The organism is Archangium gephyra (assembly GCF_042230915.1).
GTDB classification, from domain to species: Bacteria; Myxococcota; Myxococcia; order Myxococcales; family Myxococcaceae; genus Archangium; species Archangium gephyra_B.
This window is the reverse complement of record NZ_CP102578.1, coordinates 7581358-7600418: the sequence shown is the minus strand read 5'-3', so window position 1 is coordinate 7600418 and position 19061 is coordinate 7581358. Positions and strand designations below refer to the sequence as shown.

Annotated in this window: 20 protein-coding genes and 5 tRNA genes; 17 read left to right on the top strand and 8 right to left on the bottom strand. The window is 69.1% G+C overall.

Translation table 11 applies throughout. The features are described from left to right. Window positions 1–79 precede the first annotated feature (79 nt). Window positions 80–415: a ferredoxin FdxA gene (gene fdxA, locus NR798_RS29625; RefSeq protein ID WP_375765862.1), complete on the top strand. Its 336-nt coding sequence runs from the start codon at window positions 80–82 to the stop codon at window positions 413–415. A 105-nt stretch (window positions 416–520) separates the two neighbouring features. Here fdxA and NR798_RS29620 read toward each other — a convergent pair whose 3' ends face one another. Continuing rightward, window positions 521–1285 (bottom strand): hypothetical protein, encoded by a 765-nt coding sequence (locus NR798_RS29620; protein WP_375765861.1) that lies wholly within the window; start codon window positions 1283–1285, stop codon window positions 521–523. Between the two features lie 171 nt (window positions 1286–1456). Here NR798_RS29620 and NR798_RS29615 point away from each other — a divergent pair, with 171 nt between their 5' ends. Next, a complete protein-coding gene (locus NR798_RS29615; RefSeq protein WP_375765860.1) occupies window positions 1457–1927 on the top strand; it encodes a hypothetical protein in 471 nt (156 codons plus the stop codon). 55 nt (window positions 1928–1982) lie between these two features. Here the strand turns inward: NR798_RS29615 and NR798_RS29610 are convergent, their stop codons facing one another. Further along, window positions 1983–3053: a hypothetical protein gene (locus NR798_RS29610; RefSeq protein WP_375765859.1), complete on the bottom strand. Its 1071-nt coding sequence runs from the start codon at window positions 3051–3053 to the stop codon at window positions 1983–1985. A gap of 13 nt (window positions 3054–3066) precedes the next feature. Beyond that, window positions 3067–4230 carry an MFS transporter gene (locus tag NR798_RS29605; protein WP_375765858.1) on the bottom strand — a complete coding sequence of 388 codons (1164 nt, stop codon included), beginning with the start codon at window positions 4228–4230 and terminating at the stop codon, window positions 3067–3069. 80 nt (window positions 4231–4310) lie between these two features. On the opposite strand from NR798_RS29605, the gene NR798_RS29600 reads away from it, so the two are divergent. Next, the gene (locus NR798_RS29600; RefSeq protein WP_375765857.1) at window positions 4311–4787 is read left to right on the top strand and encodes a GNAT family N-acetyltransferase; all 477 of its coding nucleotides are present in this window, start codon (window positions 4311–4313) and stop codon (window positions 4785–4787) included. A gap of 132 nt (window positions 4788–4919) precedes the next feature. On the opposite strand, the gene hrpB is transcribed toward NR798_RS29600, so the two are convergent. From hrpB to NR798_RS29575, 5 genes are all read right to left on the bottom strand, one after another. Then, complete coding sequence (gene hrpB / locus NR798_RS29595) at window positions 4920–7484, bottom strand: ATP-dependent helicase HrpB (RefSeq protein ID WP_375765856.1); 2565 nt, start codon at window positions 7482–7484, stop codon at window positions 4920–4922. Between the two features lie 38 nt (window positions 7485–7522). Continuing rightward, window positions 7523–8584 carry a hypothetical protein gene (locus tag NR798_RS29590; protein WP_375765855.1) on the bottom strand — a complete coding sequence of 354 codons (1062 nt, stop codon included), beginning with the start codon at window positions 8582–8584 and terminating at the stop codon, window positions 7523–7525. 75 nt (window positions 8585–8659) lie between these two features. Beyond that, a complete protein-coding gene (locus NR798_RS29585; RefSeq protein WP_375765854.1) occupies window positions 8660–9364 on the bottom strand; it encodes an HAD family hydrolase in 705 nt (234 codons plus the stop codon). 177 nt (window positions 9365–9541) lie between these two features. Further along, window positions 9542–10708 carry an ISAs1 family transposase gene (locus NR798_RS29580; RefSeq protein ID WP_375765512.1) on the bottom strand — a complete coding sequence of 389 codons (1167 nt, stop codon included), beginning with the start codon at window positions 10706–10708 and terminating at the stop codon, window positions 9542–9544. Window positions 10709–10863: 155 nt separating this feature from the next. After that, a complete protein-coding gene (locus tag NR798_RS29575) occupies window positions 10864–11511 on the bottom strand; it encodes a HEAT repeat domain-containing protein (protein WP_375765853.1) in 648 nt (215 codons plus the stop codon). A gap of 119 nt (window positions 11512–11630) precedes the next feature. On the opposite strand from NR798_RS29575, the gene NR798_RS29570 reads away from it, so the two are divergent. The 14 genes from NR798_RS29570 (at window position 11631) to nusG (ending at window position 18976) form a co-directional block, all read left to right on the top strand. Then, window positions 11631–12023, top strand: coding sequence for a hypothetical protein (locus NR798_RS29570; protein WP_375765852.1), 393 nt, complete (start codon window positions 11631–11633; stop codon window positions 12021–12023). Window positions 12024–12111: 88 nt separating this feature from the next. Beyond that, complete coding sequence (gene cglB, locus NR798_RS29565) at window positions 12112–13347, top strand: adventurous gliding motility lipoprotein CglB (protein WP_375765851.1); 1236 nt, start codon at window positions 12112–12114, stop codon at window positions 13345–13347. A 77-nt stretch (window positions 13348–13424) separates the two neighbouring features. After that, a complete protein-coding gene (locus NR798_RS29560; RefSeq protein ID WP_375765850.1) occupies window positions 13425–14387 on the top strand; it encodes a RimK family alpha-L-glutamate ligase in 963 nt (320 codons plus the stop codon). Window positions 14388–14460: 73 nt separating this feature from the next. Continuing rightward, window positions 14461–14913 carry a hypothetical protein gene (locus NR798_RS29555; protein WP_375765849.1) on the top strand — a complete coding sequence of 151 codons (453 nt, stop codon included), beginning with the start codon at window positions 14461–14463 and terminating at the stop codon, window positions 14911–14913. Window positions 14914–14919: 6 nt separating this feature from the next. Then, on the top strand, window positions 14920–15786 hold the full coding sequence (rlmB, locus tag NR798_RS29550; protein WP_375765848.1) for a 23S rRNA (guanosine(2251)-2'-O)-methyltransferase RlmB: 867 nt from the start codon (window positions 14920–14922) through the stop codon (window positions 15784–15786). A 128-nt stretch (window positions 15787–15914) separates the two neighbouring features. Further along, window positions 15915–15987: transfer RNA gene (locus tag NR798_RS29545), tRNA-Thr, on the top strand. Window positions 15988–16069: 82 nt separating this feature from the next. Then, window positions 16070–16153, top strand: a tRNA-Tyr gene (locus tag NR798_RS29540). 8 nt (window positions 16154–16161) lie between these two features. Beyond that, window positions 16162–16237 (top strand) — tRNA-Gly (locus NR798_RS29535). A 21-nt stretch (window positions 16238–16258) separates the two neighbouring features. Then, window positions 16259–16334: transfer RNA gene (locus NR798_RS29530), tRNA-Thr, on the top strand. Between the two features lie 17 nt (window positions 16335–16351). Next, window positions 16352–17542, top strand: coding sequence for an elongation factor Tu (gene tuf, locus NR798_RS29525; RefSeq protein ID WP_375765847.1), 1191 nt, complete (start codon window positions 16352–16354; stop codon window positions 17540–17542). A 97-nt stretch (window positions 17543–17639) separates the two neighbouring features. Further along, entirely contained in the window at window positions 17640–17804 is a 165-nt protein-coding gene (gene rpmG, locus NR798_RS29520) for a 50S ribosomal protein L33 (protein ID WP_375765846.1), read from the top strand. Between the two features lie 24 nt (window positions 17805–17828). After that, window positions 17829–17904, top strand: a tRNA-Trp gene (locus NR798_RS29515). A gap of 86 nt (window positions 17905–17990) precedes the next feature. After that, window positions 17991–18434, top strand: a complete 444-nt coding sequence (gene secE / locus NR798_RS29510; RefSeq protein WP_375765845.1) for a preprotein translocase subunit SecE — start codon at window positions 17991–17993, stop codon at window positions 18432–18434. Then, window positions 18434–18976, top strand: a complete 543-nt coding sequence (gene nusG, locus NR798_RS29505; protein WP_043392853.1) for a transcription termination/antitermination protein NusG — start codon at window positions 18434–18436, stop codon at window positions 18974–18976. The genes secE and nusG overlap by 1 nt, the downstream gene beginning before the upstream one ends. Window positions 18977–19061 lie beyond the last annotated feature (85 nt).

Genomic DNA, 19061 nt, shown 5'->3' with positions numbered 1-19061 from the left:
CATTTAGGGCGTGCCCCCCCCGTCCCAACCCATGTACTGTGCGCGCGCGCACGGACTCAGTCCAAGAGGAGATATTTCAATGGCTTACGTGGTCACCGAGCCTTGCATCAAGTGCAAGTACACCGACTGTGTCGAGGTCTGCCCGGTCAACTGCTTCTACGAAGGCGCCAACTTCCTGGTCATCCACCCGGACGAGTGCATCGACTGCGGTGCGTGTGAGCCGGTGTGCCCGACCAAGGCGATCTTCCCCGAGTCGGATCTGCCCGCCGAGTACTCGGAGTACAAGGCGCTGAACGCGCAGTACTCCACCCAGTGGCCGAACATCGCGGAGAAGAAGGCGCCCCTGCCCGAGGCCGAGGAGTTCAAGGACAAGAAGGGCAAGCGGAACATGCTCGAGGCCAAGCCCGGCAAGTAGGCCCGTCGCCCCGTGTGCCCTCTCCGTCTGGGAGCGGGCCGGGGGATGGTGTCCGAGGCCCTCCGCCGAGAGGCGGCAGGGCCTTTCGCATGTCCGGAGTCCGTCTCAGGAGGCCAGCAAGGCGCTGAGCTTCAGCCCGCGTGCGGCCAGCTCGTCGCGGATGCGCGCCAGGTCCTTCTGGGGAAGGCACCCGCGTCTCCCCTGGATGCGCAGGGACACCTCCCGTTCGCCCGTGCGCTCCACCTCCACGGTGGCGTCCAGCGTGCCGCCCAGGCGCATCGCCAGCGCGGGCCGCTGCGACTTCACGAACACCTCGATCTGCTCGATGAGCTCCAGGGCCGCCTGCACGCGGACCGCGGGGGACGGCGTCTCCACGGCCGCCGGTCCTCCAGCGCCTCCCGGCTGCGCGCCTCCCGCGGCGGAGAGGGCCTCCGCGGAGGGGAGCGGGGGCGGAGTCTCCGGGCCCGGCGAGGGGGGCGAGGCGCGGGGGGCCACCGGCTCGGGGCGTGGCTCCCGTGCGAGCTCCCGGGCGATGAGGTCGGTCACGCGCTGTTGCACCCGCTCCTGCTGCGTCTGGTGGGCGTCTCCGCGCACGTCCCGGAGCCGGTGGGCCTCGGCATTGAGGCCCTGGCGGACCTGGCCGAGGTGCTCGGCGCTGGCGAAGGCACCTCGCTGGGGGATCCGCGCCAGCCCCATGGAGGCCAGGGCGCCAGTGGCTCCCCGGGTGGCGGCCGCGGGGGTCCGGGCGGCCAGTGCTCCCGGGGTGGGGGCCTTCGCCTCTGGAGGGGTCTTCTTCAGCACTTCCTGGAAACGTCCCTTGTCCGAGGCCGGCCGGGCCGGCGCTGCCTCAGGGTGTCCGTCGACCTTCATGGTTCCTCGCGGCGCTGGGGGTGGTCCCCGAGGGCGAGCACGGCCCATGCCAGGAGGCGCTCGACGGAGGAGCCCGGGGATGGACTCCCGGGCCGTGGACGGGAAGCTCACCAGCGGGACGCCTCCCCCCGGTGACGTGGCCACGGACCCAAGGCTAGTGTCGGCCTCCCCATGAGCGCCGATTCCAGCACCAAGCCCCCCCGGATCCTCTCGCGCCGCACCGAGACCCTCTTCTTCGTCATCTACTGCCTCTGCTTCACCGTGGCCTCCGCCCTCCACGTCCTCGATGTGGTGACCAACGGCCTGACGCTGAACACCACGGGACCGGCGCCCGGTGCCTCCATGCCGCTGGTGTGGAGCGCCTTGTCCAAGGCGTTCACGGTGCTCAACCCGCTGACGCTGGTGCTGTTGCTGGTGCGGCGGCAGGCCGGCATCGCGCTGATGGTGGGCATCACCACGACGACGCTCGTGATGCACATCTCGCTGATGGTGCAGTGGTGGTTGCAGGCGCAGTTCTTCTACTTCCAGTGGCTGCCCCTCAACGCCACCTTTGGCGCCTTCCAGCTCGTGACGGCGCCCATGATGTGGCGGGCCGCGGCGGCCCGGTCGGCTCCGGCCGCGTCCCCGTCCCTCGCGCAATAGCCTGAGTCCGGAGCGGCGCGCCTCCGGGTGGAGGGGAGGCGCGCGGGCTCCAGCGCTACCGGCTCGGCTGGCCGAAGGCGCCCGACTGCGCCGGGGCCGCGCCCATCAGATCGTTGACGGCGAGGGGGCAGCGGGCCACGGCGTTGGGATCGGCCAGGACGTTGCCCTGGGACCAGTTGCGGTCCTGGAAGATGAGCCCGTCGCGCAGCTCCAGCTCGTCCACCGCCTTCTTGAAGCCCCAGAACCGCCCGCGCACCATCAGCTGGGTGCCCTTGGGGATGCGGCTCAGGTCCAGGTACTGCTGGGGCGCGAGCTTCGCGGTGATGTTGACGCTGAAGCGCTTCTTCGGCGTGCCGAAGGGGTTGAGCTCTCCCTCGTCGGCGGCGGTCGGGTACCACACCATCTTCGCCACGGCCGTGGGCGCCTCGGGCTCCTCGTCGATGACGGGCTGGCCCCGGCGCTTCTTGGGCGCCTTCTTCTTCTTGGGCTGCTCGATGTCGAGGTCGATCAGCTCCAGGCCGCCGAAGGCCACCTGCCGGTCGAGGTAGCTCTCGCGGAACATCTTCTCGGCGGAGCGGGCGGCGGTGGCGTTGGCGCGGAGCACCTCGATCTCATAGCGCTCACGCAGGGCGGGCAGGGTGAGGAAGAAGCTGTCGATGGGCTGGAGGCCCTCGGAGAGGAAGCGCAGCTTGCCCACGTCGATGGTGAGCACCACGGGCCCGAGGGCGGCCGCGGTCTGGAACCAGTTGGGGGGCAGCTTCCGGTCGATCAGCACGCGGCGCACCATGGCCACCAGGTACGCGTTGGCCTGGAAGCGCGGGGTGCTCAGCTGGGTGTTGAGGGCCTGGACGAGCAGGGGGTCCAGGTAGAAGTTCTCGTCGCGCTTGTGCAGCAGGGGCGCGGTCTCCCCGAGCAGTGTGAGCAGCCCGCCGACGAGCTGGGCGCAGTTGGGATCCCGCGTACCCTGGACGAGGGCCTGGTACACGCCGGTCCTGAGGAAGCGGCGGTCGAAGTCCTCCTCCTTGATGTTGGGCACGTCATTACCGGAGCCGAAGAAGACCTCCGGTTGAGCGGCGGCGGGGACGGAAATGAGGCAGAGGGCGAGTGCGAGGAGAGCGGATCGCATCGCGCGGAGGTTATCACGCCGGGAGGCGGGGCTCCTGGGGACTGATGCGCAGGACGAGCGCGGCGGCGAGGAGCTCGAGGACGGCGGCGGTGGCGAAGAGGCGGTGGCCGCCGAGCCAGTCGTAGCCGGCCCCGGCGGAGGAGTAGCCCACGAGCCCGCCGACGCCGAAGGTGATGGCGGCGAAGAGGCCCTGGCCGGAGGCGCGCAGGTGGGCGGGGACGCGGCGGGCGACGAAGGCGATGCTGGCCACGTAGAAGGCGCCGAAGGACAGGCCGTGGAAGAGGGAGAGGGCCACGATGACGGCGGGCGAGGAGGTGAGGGAGAGGCCGGCCCAGCGCAGGGTGCTGGCGGCGAAGGAGATCGCCAGGAGGTGCTGGGGGGCGATGCGGTGGGCGATGCGGGGATAGAGGAGCATCACGCCCAGCTCGGCGGCGACCCCGAGCCCCACGGAGATGCCCACGATGGAGGGGGGCAGTCCGAGCGAGCCGACGAAGATGGAGAAGGTGGCGTGGTAGGGCGCGCAGGCGAGCCAGTGGAGGGCGCAGGCGGCGAGCAGCCAGCGCAGCTCCCGGTCGGCGAGGAGCTGGAGCCCGGCGAGCGGGTGGACGGGAACCTGGGCCGGGGGGCCGCCGGAGTCGCGGAGGGTGGCGCTCCAGAGGGTGAGGGTGACCAGGAGGGCGAGGGCGGCGAGCACGGTGGCGCGGCCCACGGAGTCCACGGCGAAGCCGAAGAAGGTGGAGGAGAGGATGAAGCCGAGCGAGCCGAAGAGGCGCAGGTGTGAGTAGGAGCCACCGGCCTGGGCGACGTGCTGGAGGGCGAGGCTGTCGATGAGGGGGGTGATGGAGGAGGCGAAGAAGGCGTAGGCGGCGAGGGTGACGAGGAGGGTGGGGAAGCGGTCGACGAAGAGGAGGGGGAGGAAGCCCAGACAGGCGCCGGCGCAGATGGCGGTGAGGACGCGGCTGGGGCGGCCGGTGCGATCGGCGAGGTAACCCCAGAAGTGAGGGGCACCGAGCGAGAGCAGGGGGTTGAGGGAGAGGAGGAGGCCGACCTGGGAGACGGAGAGGGTCAGGGATTTCAGGTAGGCGGGGAGGAAGGGGAGGGTGATGCCGACGGTGCCGAAATAGAGGGCGTAGAAACCGACGAGGGGGAGGCGTCCGGTGGCCTGGATGGGGAGCATCGAGTCGGGGGGGCGCTTAGCACGCCGGGGTGCCTTTTCGTCTGTTTGCACCGCCGGGATTTGTGTACCTTGACCGGGCCATGTCGACCCCGGAGACCCCCCAGCCGCCCGTCACCATCGCTCAGATCAAGACTGAGGCTGAGTTGTTTCAGGCGCTCGCCATCCGCGAGGTGGTGTTCATCGAGGAGCAGCACGTACCCGAGGGCATCGAGCGGGACGCCGAGGATGCGAAGGCGTACCACGTGCTGGCGTTCCAGGGTGGGCACGCCATTGGAACGGGGCGCCTGGTGATGTTGGCCGAGCCGCCGCCGGGAGAGACGGGGACGTGGGGGCAGATCGGGCGCATGGCGGTGCTGAAGGCGCACCGGAAGGCTCGAGTGGGCGCGATGCTGCTGACGTCGCTGGAGGACGAGGCGCGCCGGCGGGGAGTGAGCGGGATCATGCTGCACTCGCAGCTGTACGCGCTGGAGTTCTACAAGAAGCAGGGCTACGAGCCGCTGGGCGAGGTCTTCCAGGAAGCGGGAATCGACCACCTGGAGATGCGCAAGAGGCTGTAGCGAGCGGCGCCAACAACCCACCGCGCCAACCACCCCACCGCGCCAACTACCCCACCGCGTCAACTACCCCTCTCCCCTCGGGAGAGGGACGGGGTGAGGGTATCGAGGCCTCGGGTTGCCCCCCGTTTCCCCTCAAATGCGCCGGCCACGTTCGGCCGGAGTCTGCGCATGGCGCGGATCCTCGGGCCAGCTGTGCTTCGGGTACTTCCGGCACAGCTCCTTGCGGAGGGAGGGGTAATGCCGTTCCCAGAACCCGGCGAGGTCGGTGGTGACCTGCACGGCGCGCATGTTGGGCGCGAGCAGATGAAGCACGAGCGGCACCCTGCCAGCGCAGACGCTGGGGCCCTGGGCCATGCCGAAGAAGTCCTGGAGGCGTGACTCGACCCAGGGGGGCTTGCCGGGCTCGTAGTGGACCTTGGCGGTACGGCCACCGGGGAGGGAGACCTTCTCGGGGGCGTGGTTGGAGAGAAGGCGGGCCTGTTCACCGGAGAGCCGGGAGTAGAGCGCGTCGAGCAGGGAAACCCCCTCGAGGTCGGCGAAGCTGCGAGCACCCGCACACAGCGAGGCAAGCGAGTCGCGCATGAAGGCGTCGTCGACGGTGGGGAACCCGGCCTCGGGGAAGGCCTGGGCGAGCAGGGCGACGCGGGTGCGCCACTGCAGCAGGGCCTCGGGGTCGGCGAAGCGGCCGGGGCCGGCGGCGAGGGCCTGTTCCACGAGGACGCGGGCGGCCGCCTCGGAGGGCGGCGCGGGGGTCCGTGTCTCCTCGAGGACGAGGTTGCCGTAGGCCAGGCGGGTGATGCGCTCGACGCGCTTGGAGGAGGGGTTCCACTGGAGGGCGTCGACCTCCTCGAGGGCATCGGGGTACAGGTCGAGGAGCCACTCGGGCTCGACGGCGCTGGCGATGCGGATGATGACGCCGCGGCCGGGACGCTCCTCGGCGTCGACGGCGATCATCAGCTCGGGCTCCTGGACGACGCTGACGTCGGAGAGCTGGGCGGTGCCGCCGCCGAAGAGGAGGAGCTCGGGGGAGCGGGGCTTGCGGCGGCGGGCGACGCGGTCCGGGTAGCCGGCGAGCGCGCTGAGCATGAGGGCCTGCTCCACGTCCTCGGGGCGGGAGGGCCGCTGCCCCTGCTCGCGGACGGCGCGCCGGAGTTGGCGCTGCACGCGATCCACGGCCTGCACGGCGCCCTGCTCGAGGGAGAGGGACTGCACGCGGCCGGAGGAGAAGTTGGAGCGCTCGGCCTGGCGGAAGCGCTCGAGCAACTCCAGCAGATCCGAGGGCCCGGCGACGACGTTGGCGGCGCGGCCGGGGCCGGAGAGGTTGGTGCGGGCCTCGCGGCGGATGTCGCGCTCACCGACGAGGGCGGCGAGCAGGGCCGCGTCCGCGCCGACGCCGCGCTTCTCACCCTCGACGATGATGCGGGCCTGGCGCGGGTGGAGGGGGAAGCGCAGCAGGCGCTGGCCCACGGGAGTGACGGTCCCGTTGGAGGCCACGGCGCCGAGGCGGCGCAGGAGGCTCTCGGCGGCCTCGAGGGAGGGGGCGGGAGGGGCCTCGAAGAAGGGGAAGGAGGCGAGGTCGGTGATGCCAGCGGCGCGCAGGGAGAGGACGGTCTCGGCCAGGTCCATGCGGCGGATTTCGGGGGCGTCCTGCTCGGGGCGGCCGTCGAAGTCGTGCTGGGTGTAGAGGCGGAGACAGTGGCCGGAGCGGGTACGGCCGGCGCGGCCGGCGCGCTGGGTGGCGGAGGCCCGGCTCACCTTGGAGAGCTTGAGGATGGGCAGGCCGGACCAGGGCGAGTGCGAGGCGACGCGGGCGAGGCCGGAGTCGATGACGGCGGCGACGCCGTCGATAGTGACGGAGGTCTCCGCGACGTTGGTGGAGAGGATGATCTTCCGGCGCGAGCTGCGGCGCACGGCGCGGTCCTGCTCGGCGGGGGGCAGGTCGCCGTGGAGGGGGAGCAGGTCGATGCCGTGGCGCCCGGCGAACTCGGAGCAGGCGTCCATGGCGCGGCGGATCTCCCCGGCGCCGGGGAGGAACACGAGCACATCGCCATCGAGACCATTGGCATGGAGCCGCTTGATGCCGGAGAGGACCTGGGCATCGAGGTAGCGGTCGTCGGCGGTGGGGAGGTACTCGAGGCTGACGTCGAAGCGGCGGCCCTCGGAGCGCAGGGTGGGGCAGTTGCCGAGGTAGGCGCTGATGGGGGCGGCCTCGAGCGTGGCGGACATGACCACGAGCTTGAGGTCGGGCCGGGGGCCCTGCTGGAGGCGGCGCAGGAGGGCGAGCGAGATGTCGGCGGAGAGGTGGCGCTCGTGGAACTCGTCGAGCACGACGGCGCCGACGTCACGCAGGGTGGGGTCGGAGAGGAGGCGGCGGCCGAGGACGCCCTCGGTGACGAAGGAGAGCCGGGTTTTGGGGCCGCGGATGTCCTCGAAGCGGACCTGGTAGCCGACGGTCTCGCCGACGCGCTCGCCGATCTCCTCGGAGACGCGCTGGGCGGCGAGGCGGGTGGGGAGCCGGCGGGGCTGGAGGACGACGATCTCCTTGCCGTGACCGAGGCCGGCCTCGAGCAGGGCGCGGGGGACGCGGGTCGTCTTGCCGGCGCCGGGAGGGGCCTCGAGCACGAGCGAGCTCGCGCCGCGCAGGGTGGCGACGATCTCGGGCAGGAGGGGATCGATGGGAAGGGCGACGTCGGCCATGGCCGAATCCTCCTAACGGTGGCCGGTGGCCACTGCTTTCAGGCCGGTTCCGAGGTGGACTTGGAATCGTTCTTCTTGCGTCCCCGCTTGGAGGGCGCCTTCGGAGGCTCGGCGGCCGGGGGAGCGGGAGTGGGCTCGGGAGCCTGCGGGGCCTCGGGAGTGGGAGCGGCGGTGGCCTCGAGAGCGGGAGGAGGCTCTGCCGGAGCGTCGCTGGCGACGGGTGCATCGCCCGGGGATTCCGGCTCGGCGGGAGCGGCCCCGGAGAGCGCGGCGAGTTCGGCCAACTCGGCGGCACTGGGCTCGACGGAGTCGGGCTCGAGGGGCGCGACGTCGGCGGCCTCGGTCTCGGAGGTGGTGGCCTCGGGAGCACCCAGCTCGGCCGAGTCGATGAACGGCAGCCCGCGAGCGGCGCGCTTGCGCGGCTTGGCGGCGAGGCCGGAGTTCTCGAAGGCATCCGGGATGGGAGCGAGGGAGGCCTCGGCGAGGCAGCGGGCCTGACGGAGGGCGACATCCAGCTTCTTGCCGAGGGCGATGAGCTCGGCACGAAGGGGAGCGGCCTGCTCGTGGGGGAGCTGGACGGGGGCGAAGCAGGCCTGCCAGGTGGAGTAGGCGGTGGCGACCTGATCGAGCACGGGGCGGACGAAGGAGAAGTCGTCGCGGGCGAGGATGCGGGAGACGTAGGAGGACTTGAGGCGGCGCTCGTAGCCGGCGCCGAACTCCTGGATGGCCTCACGGGAGGCGCGGCGGAGCTGGGGGAACTTGAGGTGGGGGAAGAGGGCCTCGATGACGGGGGCGCGGCTGCTGGCGCAGAAGGTGATGCCGGCGTGGAGCTTCTCGAGGGAGTCGACCCAGAGGTTCTGGAGGGTGAAGGAGAACTCCTCGCGGACCTCCTCGAGCTCGGGCAGGTCGCGGACCTTTTCGAGGAGGGCGGGGGCGGGGGCGCGCTCGGTGCGGACGATCTGGATGGCGGTGGCGAGCCACTCCTTCTCGCGCTCCAGACCCGGGCGGCCCGCGAGCAGCTCGTCGGCGGCGGCGAGGCGCGAGTCGATGGCCTCGGCGAAACGGACGAGATCGTAGGCTTCGAGGGTGGACAGCGACATGGGGAGGGGCCTCCTCGGGAGCTGGAGCGGGGGGGGCGGGAGATACCACACCCGGGGGGAGGGAGGGGGCGGGGCTCAGCGTCCGTCGAGCAGGGCGGCGAGCGCTTCGCGGGCCGAGAAGTCAGGGAAGGCGTAGTCGGCGCCGGAGGCGAGGAGGGCGTCGGGGGTGAAGCTGCCGGTGCCGACGCCGATGCAGGTGGCGCCGATGCCCTTGGCGGCGGCGACGTCCTTGGGGGTATCGCCGATGACGACGACGCGGCACTCCTGGAGGGGGACGCCGAGCTGGGAGGCGCCGGACCGGGCGCCGTGGCGGATGAGCTCGACGCGGTCCTCGTGATCGCAACCGAAGCCGCCGAAGGAGAAGCGGTCATGGATGCGGACGCGCTCGAGCTTGATGCGAGCGCCCTGGCGGACATTGCCAGTGCCGAGTCCGACGGCGAAACCAGGGCGGGAGAGGGCGGCGTCGACGGCCTCGCGCATGCCGGGGTGGAGGCGGTAGTCGCGCTCATCGACGAGGGGGACCTCCTGGGCGAGGTGGAGGAGGTAGGAGTCGATGACGGCGGAGATGGCGTCGGGGGAGGGGTGGACGCCGATGAAGCCGAGCGCCTTGCGGACGATGGCGTGGTCGGTCATGCCGGACATGCTGAAGGAGTCACAGGCATCGAGGCGGCCGTGGAGGGCCTGGAAGGCGAGCGCCATGGAGCGTCGGCCGGCACCGCCGGTGGTGACGAGGGTGCCATCGATGTCGAAGAGGAGGACGGTGGGGCGCATGGCCCCCATCTAACGGAAGGCCGGGGCCGATGCGAGAGTCTCCTCCCCCGGCCACCAGGAGAGCCCGAGTCCCACCGTGCCCCTCCTCTCCCTCGCCCACCGGGAGAGGGGACGGGGGTGAGGGTGCCTCGGACCCCAGGTTGAGCCCGCGTGAACCCCCTCTCCCTCTGGGCAGGGCGAACGCATCTAAAGGTCAGTAAATACGGCCATCAAGACGCGTAGCAGATAATCGTTGTCCCAGCCGGCCAGCTTGCGTCGGCTGGGCACGCCCGGTTTTTCCGTCGACTCTCGCCTCAGAGCGGTCAAGGCCATGCGGCTGAGCAGCGCGAAGTTCTGAGCGCCGTTGTGGTCGCGGATGCGGCGCGAGTCCTCGCCCAGGCACACGTCCAGGCTCCAGTGCAGGCCATTCTCCACGCCCCAGTGGGTGCGGATGATTCGGGCGAGCTTGCGCGCCTTGGGTGGCAGGCTGGTGAGGTAGTAGTGCCACTGCACCTGCGTCTTGCCGCCCTGGGTGCGCTCACGCCGCATCATGACGGCCGTCTTGAGCTTGGGCCATGTGGAGGCCGACTTGGGACAAGCCTCGAGCTTGAGGGCAACAGCCCAGGCACTGCGCACCTCGTGCCGGCCATGCCCCTCTTCTTCGCTGCGAGAGTGGGAGTCCACCCGGGCACGCGCCTGGCCCTCACGCACTGGGGCGAACAAGTCCTGCACATACGCGTACAGCGGCCCGCGGTTGCCCTTGAGACACAGCACGTAGTCGGCCTGGGCCTGCACCACGGCCTGGGCTACCTGGGCCGTGCACCCGTTGGCGTCCACCGTTACCACCGCCCCCTTCAAGTCCAGCAGCGCCAGCAGCTCGGGTATGGCCTTCACCTCCCCGGGCGCCCCCTGCACAGCCGCTTGTGCCAGCAGCAACCTCTGCTGCGTGGCCCACACGTGCACCAGGTGCAGCGGTGAGCCCGCCAGCGCCTTGCCCAAGGCGCCTCGCACGCTCTTGCCGTCCACCGCCACTACCTCCTCGCGCAGTGTCTGGGCCATCTCCTGTACCCAGCTGCGGAAGCACGCCTCGAAGGCCTGGGGCCTGAGTGCGCAAAACACCCGGCGAAATGTGTCCGCGCTGGGCACTCCATGTGGAATTTCCAAGAAGGTGGCGAACCATCTGGCCCTCGTCCTGGCGAACAGCGCCAGCTGCTTCCACCCGTCTGCCCCGGCTATCACTCCACACAGCGCCATCACCAGCACGTTGAGCAGTGCATGCCGTCTGGTACGCGCCACACGCGGGTCCCTCAGCGTGCCGAAGTGCTTGAGAATCAGCTCAACGACCTGCCCGCCCTCTCCCTCGCCCTGCCCCATTGCCGCCCCCATATGGGAGCCACCCTATGGAGCCAGTCTGACCTGGCAGGTGGGCCACCTGCCAAGTCACTGATTTCCTTGCCCTTTAGATGCTTTTCCCCTGCCCTCTGGGAGAGGGCTGGGGTGAGGGTCTACGCGAGGCGAGCCCGTGCGACCTACGGCTCGATGTAACTGAGCCCCTGCTGGATGGCCTCGCGAACAGCCAGACTCTCCTCGAGGGGAAGCCGTTCCTCCAGGGCCTTGCGGACCTCGGTCCCTCCCACGCGCCCGAGAACTTGCGCGGCGGTGGCACGCACCTGCTCATTCGGGTCGGCGAGGAGGGGAGCGAGGACGGGAACGGCCTCGAGACCCGCGCGGCGGCCGAGCGCGAGGGTGGCGGCGGCGCGAACGGAGGAAGGCTGGGCCTTGCTGCGCAGGAGCTCCTGAAGGCGGAGGGAGGCCTCGGGGTGGGAGACGACGGCCATGGCGGCGACGGCGCGGGAGCGCTGGGGCTCGGGGGCCTTCGGGTTGCTGGCGAGCCCGAGGAGCTCGGAGAGGGCTTCGGGACCGAGCCGGGCCCATTCGGCCTCACGAGGGAATGCCTCGGAACTGTCGAGCAGGCGAAGGATCTCCTCGTGCAGGGTGCCGCGGGGCTGGGGCGAGCTGGGCGCGGAGGGCGGCATCAGGGCGGCGGAGGCCTGGCCGAAGTGGGAGGATCCCGTCAGGAGCAACGCTGCGAGCGCGCAGGTGGAAGCCAGGGATGAACGCCCCGGACGTTGGCGCGAGGCGGCGCGAGCCGGGGATGGCAGTGGGGAGAAGGACATGGGGGAGCTCCCGCGTCAGGACATCAACGGAGCCTGTTTATAGGCCGGAGGGCCGGGTGGATTCGACGCACCCCGAGTGCCTTTTGCTGAAAGTGGATTCTTGTATTGTCGCGCGCCTTATGGCCGGACGGGTCTTCTTCTTCCTGCAGCACGCCACGTATGAGCCCGCGTTCCAGGCCGCCTCGATGGGAATCACCGCGGCGGCGATGGGGGACGATGTGTATTTCGTCTTCGCCTTCGACGCCTTGCGTGCGTTGGTGAGGGGCAGCTTTGGTCTGCCGCACACGGAGAAGGAGTTGTCGGAGAGTGCGCGGGCGGAGGGGCTGGGGGTTCCGGTGCCGTCGCGGATGCTGGAGGAGGCGCGGGCGCTGGGGGCGAAGCTGGTGGCGTGTGACACCACGGTAAGAATCTGCGGATACGCGCCTGAGGAGTTGAAGGGGACGCTGGACGAGGTGATGGGGCTGGCGTCGCTGTGGCGGCTGACGGCAGGTGCACGCACCCTTGCCCTCTAGGTAGGCACTGGATTGCTGCTGGCCGTGGGTGCGCGGGAGAGGGTATCCTCGGTGCGTTTCGGATTCCGAGGAGCGACTTCTAAATCTTATGCGCGCCAAGCTGACTCTCCTGAGGGCCCTGGTGTTGGGCACCATCGGTGGTGTTCTCGCCACCGGTTGCCAGACGTATGACTTCGAGCCGGTGGAGCCACTGGCCATCTCTCAGACGACGGAGACGCGGAGCATCGAGGCGCGTGCTCGCAAGCCGAACCTGATGCTGCTGGTGGACACGTCGGGCTCGATGACGGACCCGGTGAACCCGTCGCTGCCGGCGTGCAACCCGGGCGGCGTGCGCTGTGGCGACTCGCGTCCGTGCGACACCAACGTGTGCCCCACGCGCTGGAGCGAGCTGCAGGCGGCGATGCAGGACTTCCTCTCCACCAGCGGCACCATCGCGCGGATGGGGCTCGCGACCTATCCGAGCGATTCCTCGTGCGGCTCCACGACGAAGATCCGCATCTCGCTGCCCGAGGCGGACACGGATGACGACGCCACGCTCGCGGCCAAAGCGCAGGAGGTCAAGAACGAGATCCTCTCCATCAAGAACTACTCGGCGACGGGGACGATGCCGCAGGGTGGTACGCCCACCAGCAAGAGCCTGCAGTTCGTGGGCTCCGCGTTGGAGACGGACCGCGAGGACCTGGTGCTGCTGCTGACGGACGGTCTGCCCAACTGCAACGACACGTTCGCGCCGGCCTATCCGAACACGGCCTGCTTCTGCACGCTGTCGGATTGCACCTATGCCAAGGAGATTGGCTGCCTCGACACGAACGCGTCGGTGGCGGCGGTGCAGGCGCTGGGTGCCAGGCAGATCAAGACGATCGTCATTGGCTTCGGCGCGGACTTCAACGCCACCACCGAGTCCGGCAAGCGGGGCGCGGCGACTCTCAACGGCATGGCCGAGGCGGGTGCGTTCCCCCGCACGTGCAAGGTGGACGCGGACTGCGGCACGGGTGACACGTGCGAGACGGCCAAGGGCCTGTGCGGCCGCCGCTTCTATCAGGCGAGCAACAGGGCGGAGCTGGTGGCGGCCCTGCGGCAGATCAGCGAGAAGGTGCTGGTGAAGGATCCCTGCGTGCTGACCTTCGAGTCCAGTGCGCAGGTCCCGGCCAACAAGGATCTGGTGGTGGTCTACGTCAACGAGGAACGTCTCTCCTCGGGGGCGGACACCTGGAACCTGACGTCCACGGGCATCACCTTCGCGGGCTCCACGTGTGAGCGCATCAAGAACTCCACGTCGGCGAACCCGGTGAAGATCGAAGTGCGGGCCGTCGTCACGCCGTAAGGTGTGTCGCCCGCGGGGGCGGCTTTACGCGGTGAGGGGCCGGGGCTATGTCTCCGGCGCCCGCCCGGGCCGCCCCCATGAAGATCACCATCCTCTCGCGCTCCGCCTCCATTTCATCCACCAAGCGTCTGGTCGAGGCCGGGCGCGCGAGAGGGCACCAGGTGCGTGTGCTCAACCCGGTCCGGGTGGAGATGCACCTGGATGGGCAGCGCGCCAACCTCTACTACCGGCGCCGCAAGCTGTCCGCGTGCGACGTGGTCATCCCGCGCATCGCGCAGTCCATCAGCAACTACGGCCTGGCGGTGGTGAACCAGTTCGCCATGTGCGGGGTTCCGCTGGTGAACACGGCGCGGGCGATCGCCGAGTCGCGCAACAAGATGCGCTCGCTGCAGCTGCTATCGGCACACGGCATCGACATCCCGGCGACGGTGATGGCGCGTGACGCCGCGGACCTCAAGGCCATGGTGGGCCTGGTGGGCGGAGTGCCGGTGCTGGTGAAGCTGCTGCAGGGCCAGGAGAAGCACGGGGTGATGGTGTGCGAGAGCCTCCAGTCGCTGGAGGCGGCGCTCGAGGCCATCCTCGGGCTGGGGCACAACCTGGTCATGCAGCAGTACGTGCAGAACACGGGGCAGGACGTGCGGGTGGTGGTGGTGGGAGGCCGGGCGGTGGCGGCGGTGCGGCGCCGGCCGCGGTTCGGGCGGCTGTCCTACACGCTCAACCGGGGGGCCCGGCTGGAGCGCATCGAGCTGACGGAGTCCCAGCGGCTGGCGGCGGAGCGGACGGCCACGCTGGTGGGGTTGGAGGTGGCGGCGGTGGATCTGCTGGACGTGCAGGAGGGGCACCCCAAGGTGTTCGAGGTGAACAGCTCGCCGGCCATCCCGGAGATGGAGGCGGCCACGGGGTTGGATCTGGCCGGCATCATCATCCAGCGCGCCGAGGAGCTGGCGGCCGGAGGGCCGAGGGTGGGCCTGCCGGAGCCGGAGCCGGGGGCTCCGTCCCGGCGCAAGCGGACGCCCAAGGCCACCGCGGGCGAGGCGTGAACAGAAAGAGGTCCCCGGGCGTCGGAGGCTCGGTGATAGGGTGCCCCCCGATTTTCCGTGAGGAGAACGAACCATGCTGCACTTGCGACGCATCACCTCTCTGGCCGCCGCGCTGGTGGCCATTGCCAGCACCCAGGTCCACGCCGAGGGACAGGTGGATCCAACCACCCTCTACGAGGTGAGCACGGAGGGCACCTCCACCAAGGTGAAGGCGGGAGAGCAGGGCGTGTTCGTGCTGTCCATCAAGAGCAAGTCGGGGGCGCACGTCTCCGATGAAGCGCCGCTGAAGCTCGAGCTCAAGGGCGGGGCGCAGCTGGCTCCCGCGCAGGAGAAGCTGGCGCTCAAGGACTCGGTGGCCAAGAAGGCGGCGGGGCAGCAGTTCGTGGATCCCCGCTTCGAGGTGCCGTTCAAGGCCACGGCGGCCGGCAAGGGCACGCTGGAGGCGAAGCTGACCTTCTTCATCTGCTCGGAGCAGCTGTGCGCCCGTCAGCAGAAGACGTTCTCCCTGCCCGTCGAGGTTCTCTAGTCCGTGGTGCGCCAGCGATCGTCCAGGGGCAGTGAGCGCGGGGAGCGTGGGGAGCAGCAGCGCGGGGAGCGTGGGGGAGGGCGCGAGCGAGGCGGAGAGCGTGAGCGGAGCGAACAGCGCTACGTCTACGGGGTGAACCCGGTGCTCGAGTCCCTGCGAGCGCACGCGGAGCGGGTGGAGCGCCTGTTCGTGACCGAGGGGCAGCTCGCCGCGAAGGCGGCGGCGGAGATCTTCAGCCGCGCGAGGGACTCGGGCATCCGGGTGGAGCGGGTACCCCGGGAGCGGCTGGCGGCCATGGCCGATGGGGGCGTGCACCAGGGCGTGGTGGCCGAGCTGCGAGGCTTCGAATACGTGGAGCTGGAGGATCTGCTGGAGGCGGCCGAGGCGAGCGGGCGGCCCGCGCTGCTGGTGGTGTTGGACGGCATCCAGGATCCGCACAACTTCGGGGCCATCATCCGCTCGGCGCATGCCATGGGGGCGCACGGGGTGGTCATCGCCAAGGACCGGGCGGTGCCGGTGACGGGGGTGGTGGCCAAGGCGTCCGCGGGGGCGGTGGAGCACTGTCCCGTCGCGCGGGTGGTCAACCTCTCGCGGACCCTGGAGGAGCTGAAGGAGGCCGGGGTGTGGATCGCCGCGGCGGATCCCCATTCGAGCCAGCCCCTGTGGAGCGCCCGGCTGGACGGGCCATTGGCCCTGGTGGTGGGGGCCGAGGGAGCAGGCGTGCGCCAGGGGGTGCTGGAGCACTGTGACTTCCGCCTCGGGATTCCGATGCTCGGTCAGGTCGGTTCCCTGAATGCGTCCGTTTCTGCGGCGATTCTGCTATACGAGGCCGCGCGGCAGCGGGGGACGTCACGTCCCGGTGCCGGAAGTTGAACCGTCTGGATCAAAGCGCTTGACTTGGACGGCGGGGACTTCTAAAAGGGCGCGCCTCGACGGGACGGGCGGTTGGCGGTTCCGGTCGGTGGGGCGGGCGGGTAGGGGACGCAGCCGGAGTGATGGATGCCGGTGTAGCTCAGCTGGTAGAGCACCTGATTTGTAATCAGTAGGTCGCGGGTTCAAATCCCGCCGCCGGCCAGCACGGGGCCGCGGATGAGGGCCCGGGGCAAAAAAGCAGTAGGAAGAACAGTGGTTTCACGGTAGTTGAGGATGGCGTTGCGGAGGGGTACCCAAGTGGCCAAAGGGAGCAGACTGTAAATCTGCCGGCTCTACGCCTTCGTTGGTTCGAATCCAACCCCCTCCATCCGCATCGCGGGAATAGCTCAGTTGGTAGAGCGTCAGCCTTCCAAGCTGAATGTCGTGGGTTCGAGTCCCATTTCCCGCTCCAGTGTTGTAGTCGCAGATACAAGCCCCGATAGCTCAGTTGGCAGAGCGCATCCTTGGTAAGGATGAGGTCACCAGTTCAATCCTGGTTCGGGGCTCCATTTTTTCGGGGAGCGTTATGTCCAAGGAAAAGTTCGACAGAAGCTTGCCGCACGTCAACATCGGCACCATCGGCCACGTTGACCACGGCAAGACGTCCCTCACGGCGGCCATCACCAAGGTGCTGGCGAAGACCGGCGGCGCGACCTTCCTCGCGTACGATCAGATCGACAAGGCGCCCGAGGAGCGCGAGCGCGGCATCACCATCTCCACGGCTCACGTGGAGTACAAGACGAAGAACCGTCACTACGCGCACGTCGATTGTCCGGGCCACGCCGACTACGTGAAGAACATGATCACGGGCGCGGCGCAGATGGACGGCGCCATCCTCGTGGTGTCGGCCGCTGACGGCCCGATGCCCCAGACGCGTGAGCACATCCTGCTCGCCCGCCAGGTCGGCGTGCCCTACATCGTCGTCTTCCTGAACAAGGTCGACATGCTGGACGACCCCGAGCTGCGCGAGCTCGTGGAGATGGAAGTCCGCGACCTGCTCAAGAAGTACGAGTTCCCGGGCGACAGCATCCCCATCATCCCGGGCAGCGCCCTCAAGGCGCTCGAGGGTGACACCTCGGACATCGGCGAGCCGTCCATCCTCAAGCTGATGGAGGCGGTGGACAGCTACATCCCCACCCCGCAGCGCGCCACGGACAAGCCCTTCCTGATGCCGGTGGAGGACGTGTTCTCCATCGCCGGCCGCGGTACGGTGGCCACCGGCCGCGTGGAGCGCGGCATCATCAAGGTGGGCGAGGAAATCGAAGTGGTGGGTCTGCGTGCGACGCAGAAGACGGTCGTCACGGGCGTGGAGATGTTCCGCAAGCTGCTGGACGAGGGCCGGGCGGGCGACAACATCGGCGCGCTGGTGCGCGGCCTCAAGCGTGAGGACCTCGAGCGTGGCCAGGTGCTGGCCAAGCCGGGCTCCATCACCCCGCACACCAAGTTCAAGGCGCAGATCTACGTGCTCTCGAAGGAAGAGGGTGGCCGTCACACCCCGTTCTTCAAGGGCTACCGCCCGCAGTTCTACTTCCGCACCACGGACGTGACGGGCACGGTGAAGCTGCCCGACAACGTCGAGATGGTGATGCCCGGCGACAACATCGCCATCGAGGTGGAGCTGATCACCCCTGTGGCCATGGAGAAGGAGCTGCGCTTCGCTGTTCGCGAGGGTGGCCGTACCGTGGGCGCCGGCGTCGTGGCCGAGATCATCGCCTAGCTGGCTGGCGAGCCTTCGGCCCGCCCCAGCAGGTGGTTAACCCCGAGGGGGGAGCTGTGATAAACAGCTTTCCCCTCGTGCTTATCGAGTTCAAGTCATGCCCAAGGGTAACCGCAGCATCATCTCGCTCGAGTGCACGCAGTGCAAGGAGCGGAACTACTACACCACCAAGAACAAGCGGAAGAGCCAGGACAAGCTCGAGTTGAGCAAGTACTGCCCCCGCGACCGGAAGCATACCGTCCATAAGGAAGGTAAGGTCTAGTTCGGTTGTTGTGGTCGGGTGTTTAGGCCAGTAGCTCCAACGGTAGAGCAGCGGTCTCCAAATCCGCGTGTTGGGGGTTCGAATCCCTCCTGGCCTGCCAGTTGTTAGTTGCAGGGACCCTCGGTACCCACGTACCGGGGGTCCCTGTGTTTCCGGGATCAGGCAGTACTCAGTCAGCGAGGAATCATGGCAGCGGCATCCGAGGCCAGCCAGCAGGCGAACCGTTCGGGGATGGACCCGAAGCGGCTCGTGGTCATCTTCTTCCTCATCGCGGGTCTCATCTTCGCGCTCTTCCTGGAGCACGTCTGTGGCCTCATCTGGGCCAGGGCCGGCTGGAGCGACCCCGTCATCATCGACGGCGTCGACTGGCAGGTCTCCACGTTGGTGGGCTTCCTGCTCGCCGCGGGGCTCGTGGTGGGGGCCTACGTGTACCCCAAGACTCACGCCCTCTCGCTCGATGTGGCTTCCGAGCTGATGAAGGTCACCTGGCCTTCCTGGGCGGAGACCAAGGCGTCGACCGTGGCGGTCATCGTCGCCTCCGTCGTGGCGGCCGTGCTCCTCTTCTGCATCGACACCCTCGCCTACAACCTTATGGTTGAGTGGATACCCGCCATCTGGGGGAAGTTGTAATGGCGATGAAATGGTACGTGGTCCACACCTACTCGAACTTCGAGAACCAGGCGAAGAAGAGCCTGGAAGAGCGGATCCGTCTCGAGGGGTTGCAGGACCTGTTCGGCGAAATCCTGATTCCCATGGAACAGGTCGTCGAGATGGTGAAGGGCGAGAAGAAGACGTCCCGGCGCAAGTTCTTCCCGGGCTACATCTTCGTGCAGATGGAGCTCAATGACCGCTCCTGGCACCTGGTGAAGAACACGCCGAAGATCACCGGTTTCCCCGGTGCGGCACAGAACGAGCAGCCCACGCCCATCTCCGACAAGGAAGTGGCCCGGCTCACCTCGCAGATCTCCGAGGGCACGCTCAAGCCCAAGCCGAAGGTGCAGTTCTCCGACGGCGACACCGTGCGCGTCATCGACGGGCCGTTTGCCAACTTCAATGGCACGGTGGAAGAGGTCAACGCCGAGAAGGGCCGCGTGAAGGTGCTCGTGAGCATCTTCGGCCGCGCCACGCCGGTGGAGCTCGATTTCATGCAGGTGGAGAAGACCACCGGCTAGCAAGCTTCCCCGGCGTGAGAGCGCTCGGGGATACCCAGGGTGGGAGGGCCGCCCGTCAAGCGGCCCGTTGGAACCACCGTCTCGA

Bases quoted from the DNA above. Each gene is read 5' to 3' on its own strand.
- NR798_RS29555 (WP_375765849.1), top strand. From the start codon at position 14,461: ATGCTGCACTTGCGACGCATCACCTCTCTGGCCGCCGCGCTGGTGGCC.
- NR798_RS29580 (WP_375765512.1), bottom strand. From the start codon at position 10,708: ATGGGGCAGGGCGAGGGAGAGGGCGGGCAGGTCGTTGAGCTGATTCTC.
- NR798_RS29585 (WP_375765854.1), bottom strand. From the start codon at position 9,364: ATGGGGGCCATGCGCCCCACCGTCCTCCTCTTCGACATCGATGGCACC.
- nusG (WP_043392853.1), top strand. From the start codon at position 18,434: ATGGCGATGAAATGGTACGTGGTCCACACCTACTCGAACTTCGAGAAC.
- NR798_RS29575 (WP_375765853.1), bottom strand. From the start codon at position 11,511: ATGTCCTTCTCCCCACTGCCATCCCCGGCTCGCGCCGCCTCGCGCCAA.
- fdxA (WP_375765862.1), top strand. From the start codon at position 80: ATGGCTTACGTGGTCACCGAGCCTTGCATCAAGTGCAAGTACACCGAC.
- NR798_RS29600 (WP_375765857.1), top strand. From the start codon at position 4,311: ATGTCGACCCCGGAGACCCCCCAGCCGCCCGTCACCATCGCTCAGATC.
- NR798_RS29620 (WP_375765861.1), bottom strand. From the start codon at position 1,285: ATGAAGGTCGACGGACACCCTGAGGCAGCGCCGGCCCGGCCGGCCTCG.
- NR798_RS29605 (WP_375765858.1), bottom strand. From the start codon at position 4,230: ATGCTCCCCATCCAGGCCACCGGACGCCTCCCCCTCGTCGGTTTCTAC.
- hrpB (WP_375765856.1), bottom strand. From the start codon at position 7,484: ATGGCCGACGTCGCCCTTCCCATCGATCCCCTCCTGCCCGAGATCGTC.
- secE (WP_375765845.1), top strand. From the start codon at position 17,991: ATGGCAGCGGCATCCGAGGCCAGCCAGCAGGCGAACCGTTCGGGGATG.
- cglB (WP_375765851.1), top strand. From the start codon at position 12,112: ATGCGCGCCAAGCTGACTCTCCTGAGGGCCCTGGTGTTGGGCACCATC.
- NR798_RS29615 (WP_375765860.1), top strand. From the start codon at position 1,457: ATGAGCGCCGATTCCAGCACCAAGCCCCCCCGGATCCTCTCGCGCCGC.
- NR798_RS29560 (WP_375765850.1), top strand. From the start codon at position 13,425: ATGAAGATCACCATCCTCTCGCGCTCCGCCTCCATTTCATCCACCAAG.
- tuf (WP_375765847.1), top strand. From the start codon at position 16,352: ATGTCCAAGGAAAAGTTCGACAGAAGCTTGCCGCACGTCAACATCGGC.
- NR798_RS29610 (WP_375765859.1), bottom strand. From the start codon at position 3,053: ATGCGATCCGCTCTCCTCGCACTCGCCCTCTGCCTCATTTCCGTCCCC.
- NR798_RS29590 (WP_375765855.1), bottom strand. From the start codon at position 8,584: ATGTCGCTGTCCACCCTCGAAGCCTACGATCTCGTCCGTTTCGCCGAG.
- NR798_RS29570 (WP_375765852.1), top strand. From the start codon at position 11,631: ATGGCCGGACGGGTCTTCTTCTTCCTGCAGCACGCCACGTATGAGCCC.
- rpmG (WP_375765846.1), top strand. From the start codon at position 17,640: ATGCCCAAGGGTAACCGCAGCATCATCTCGCTCGAGTGCACGCAGTGC.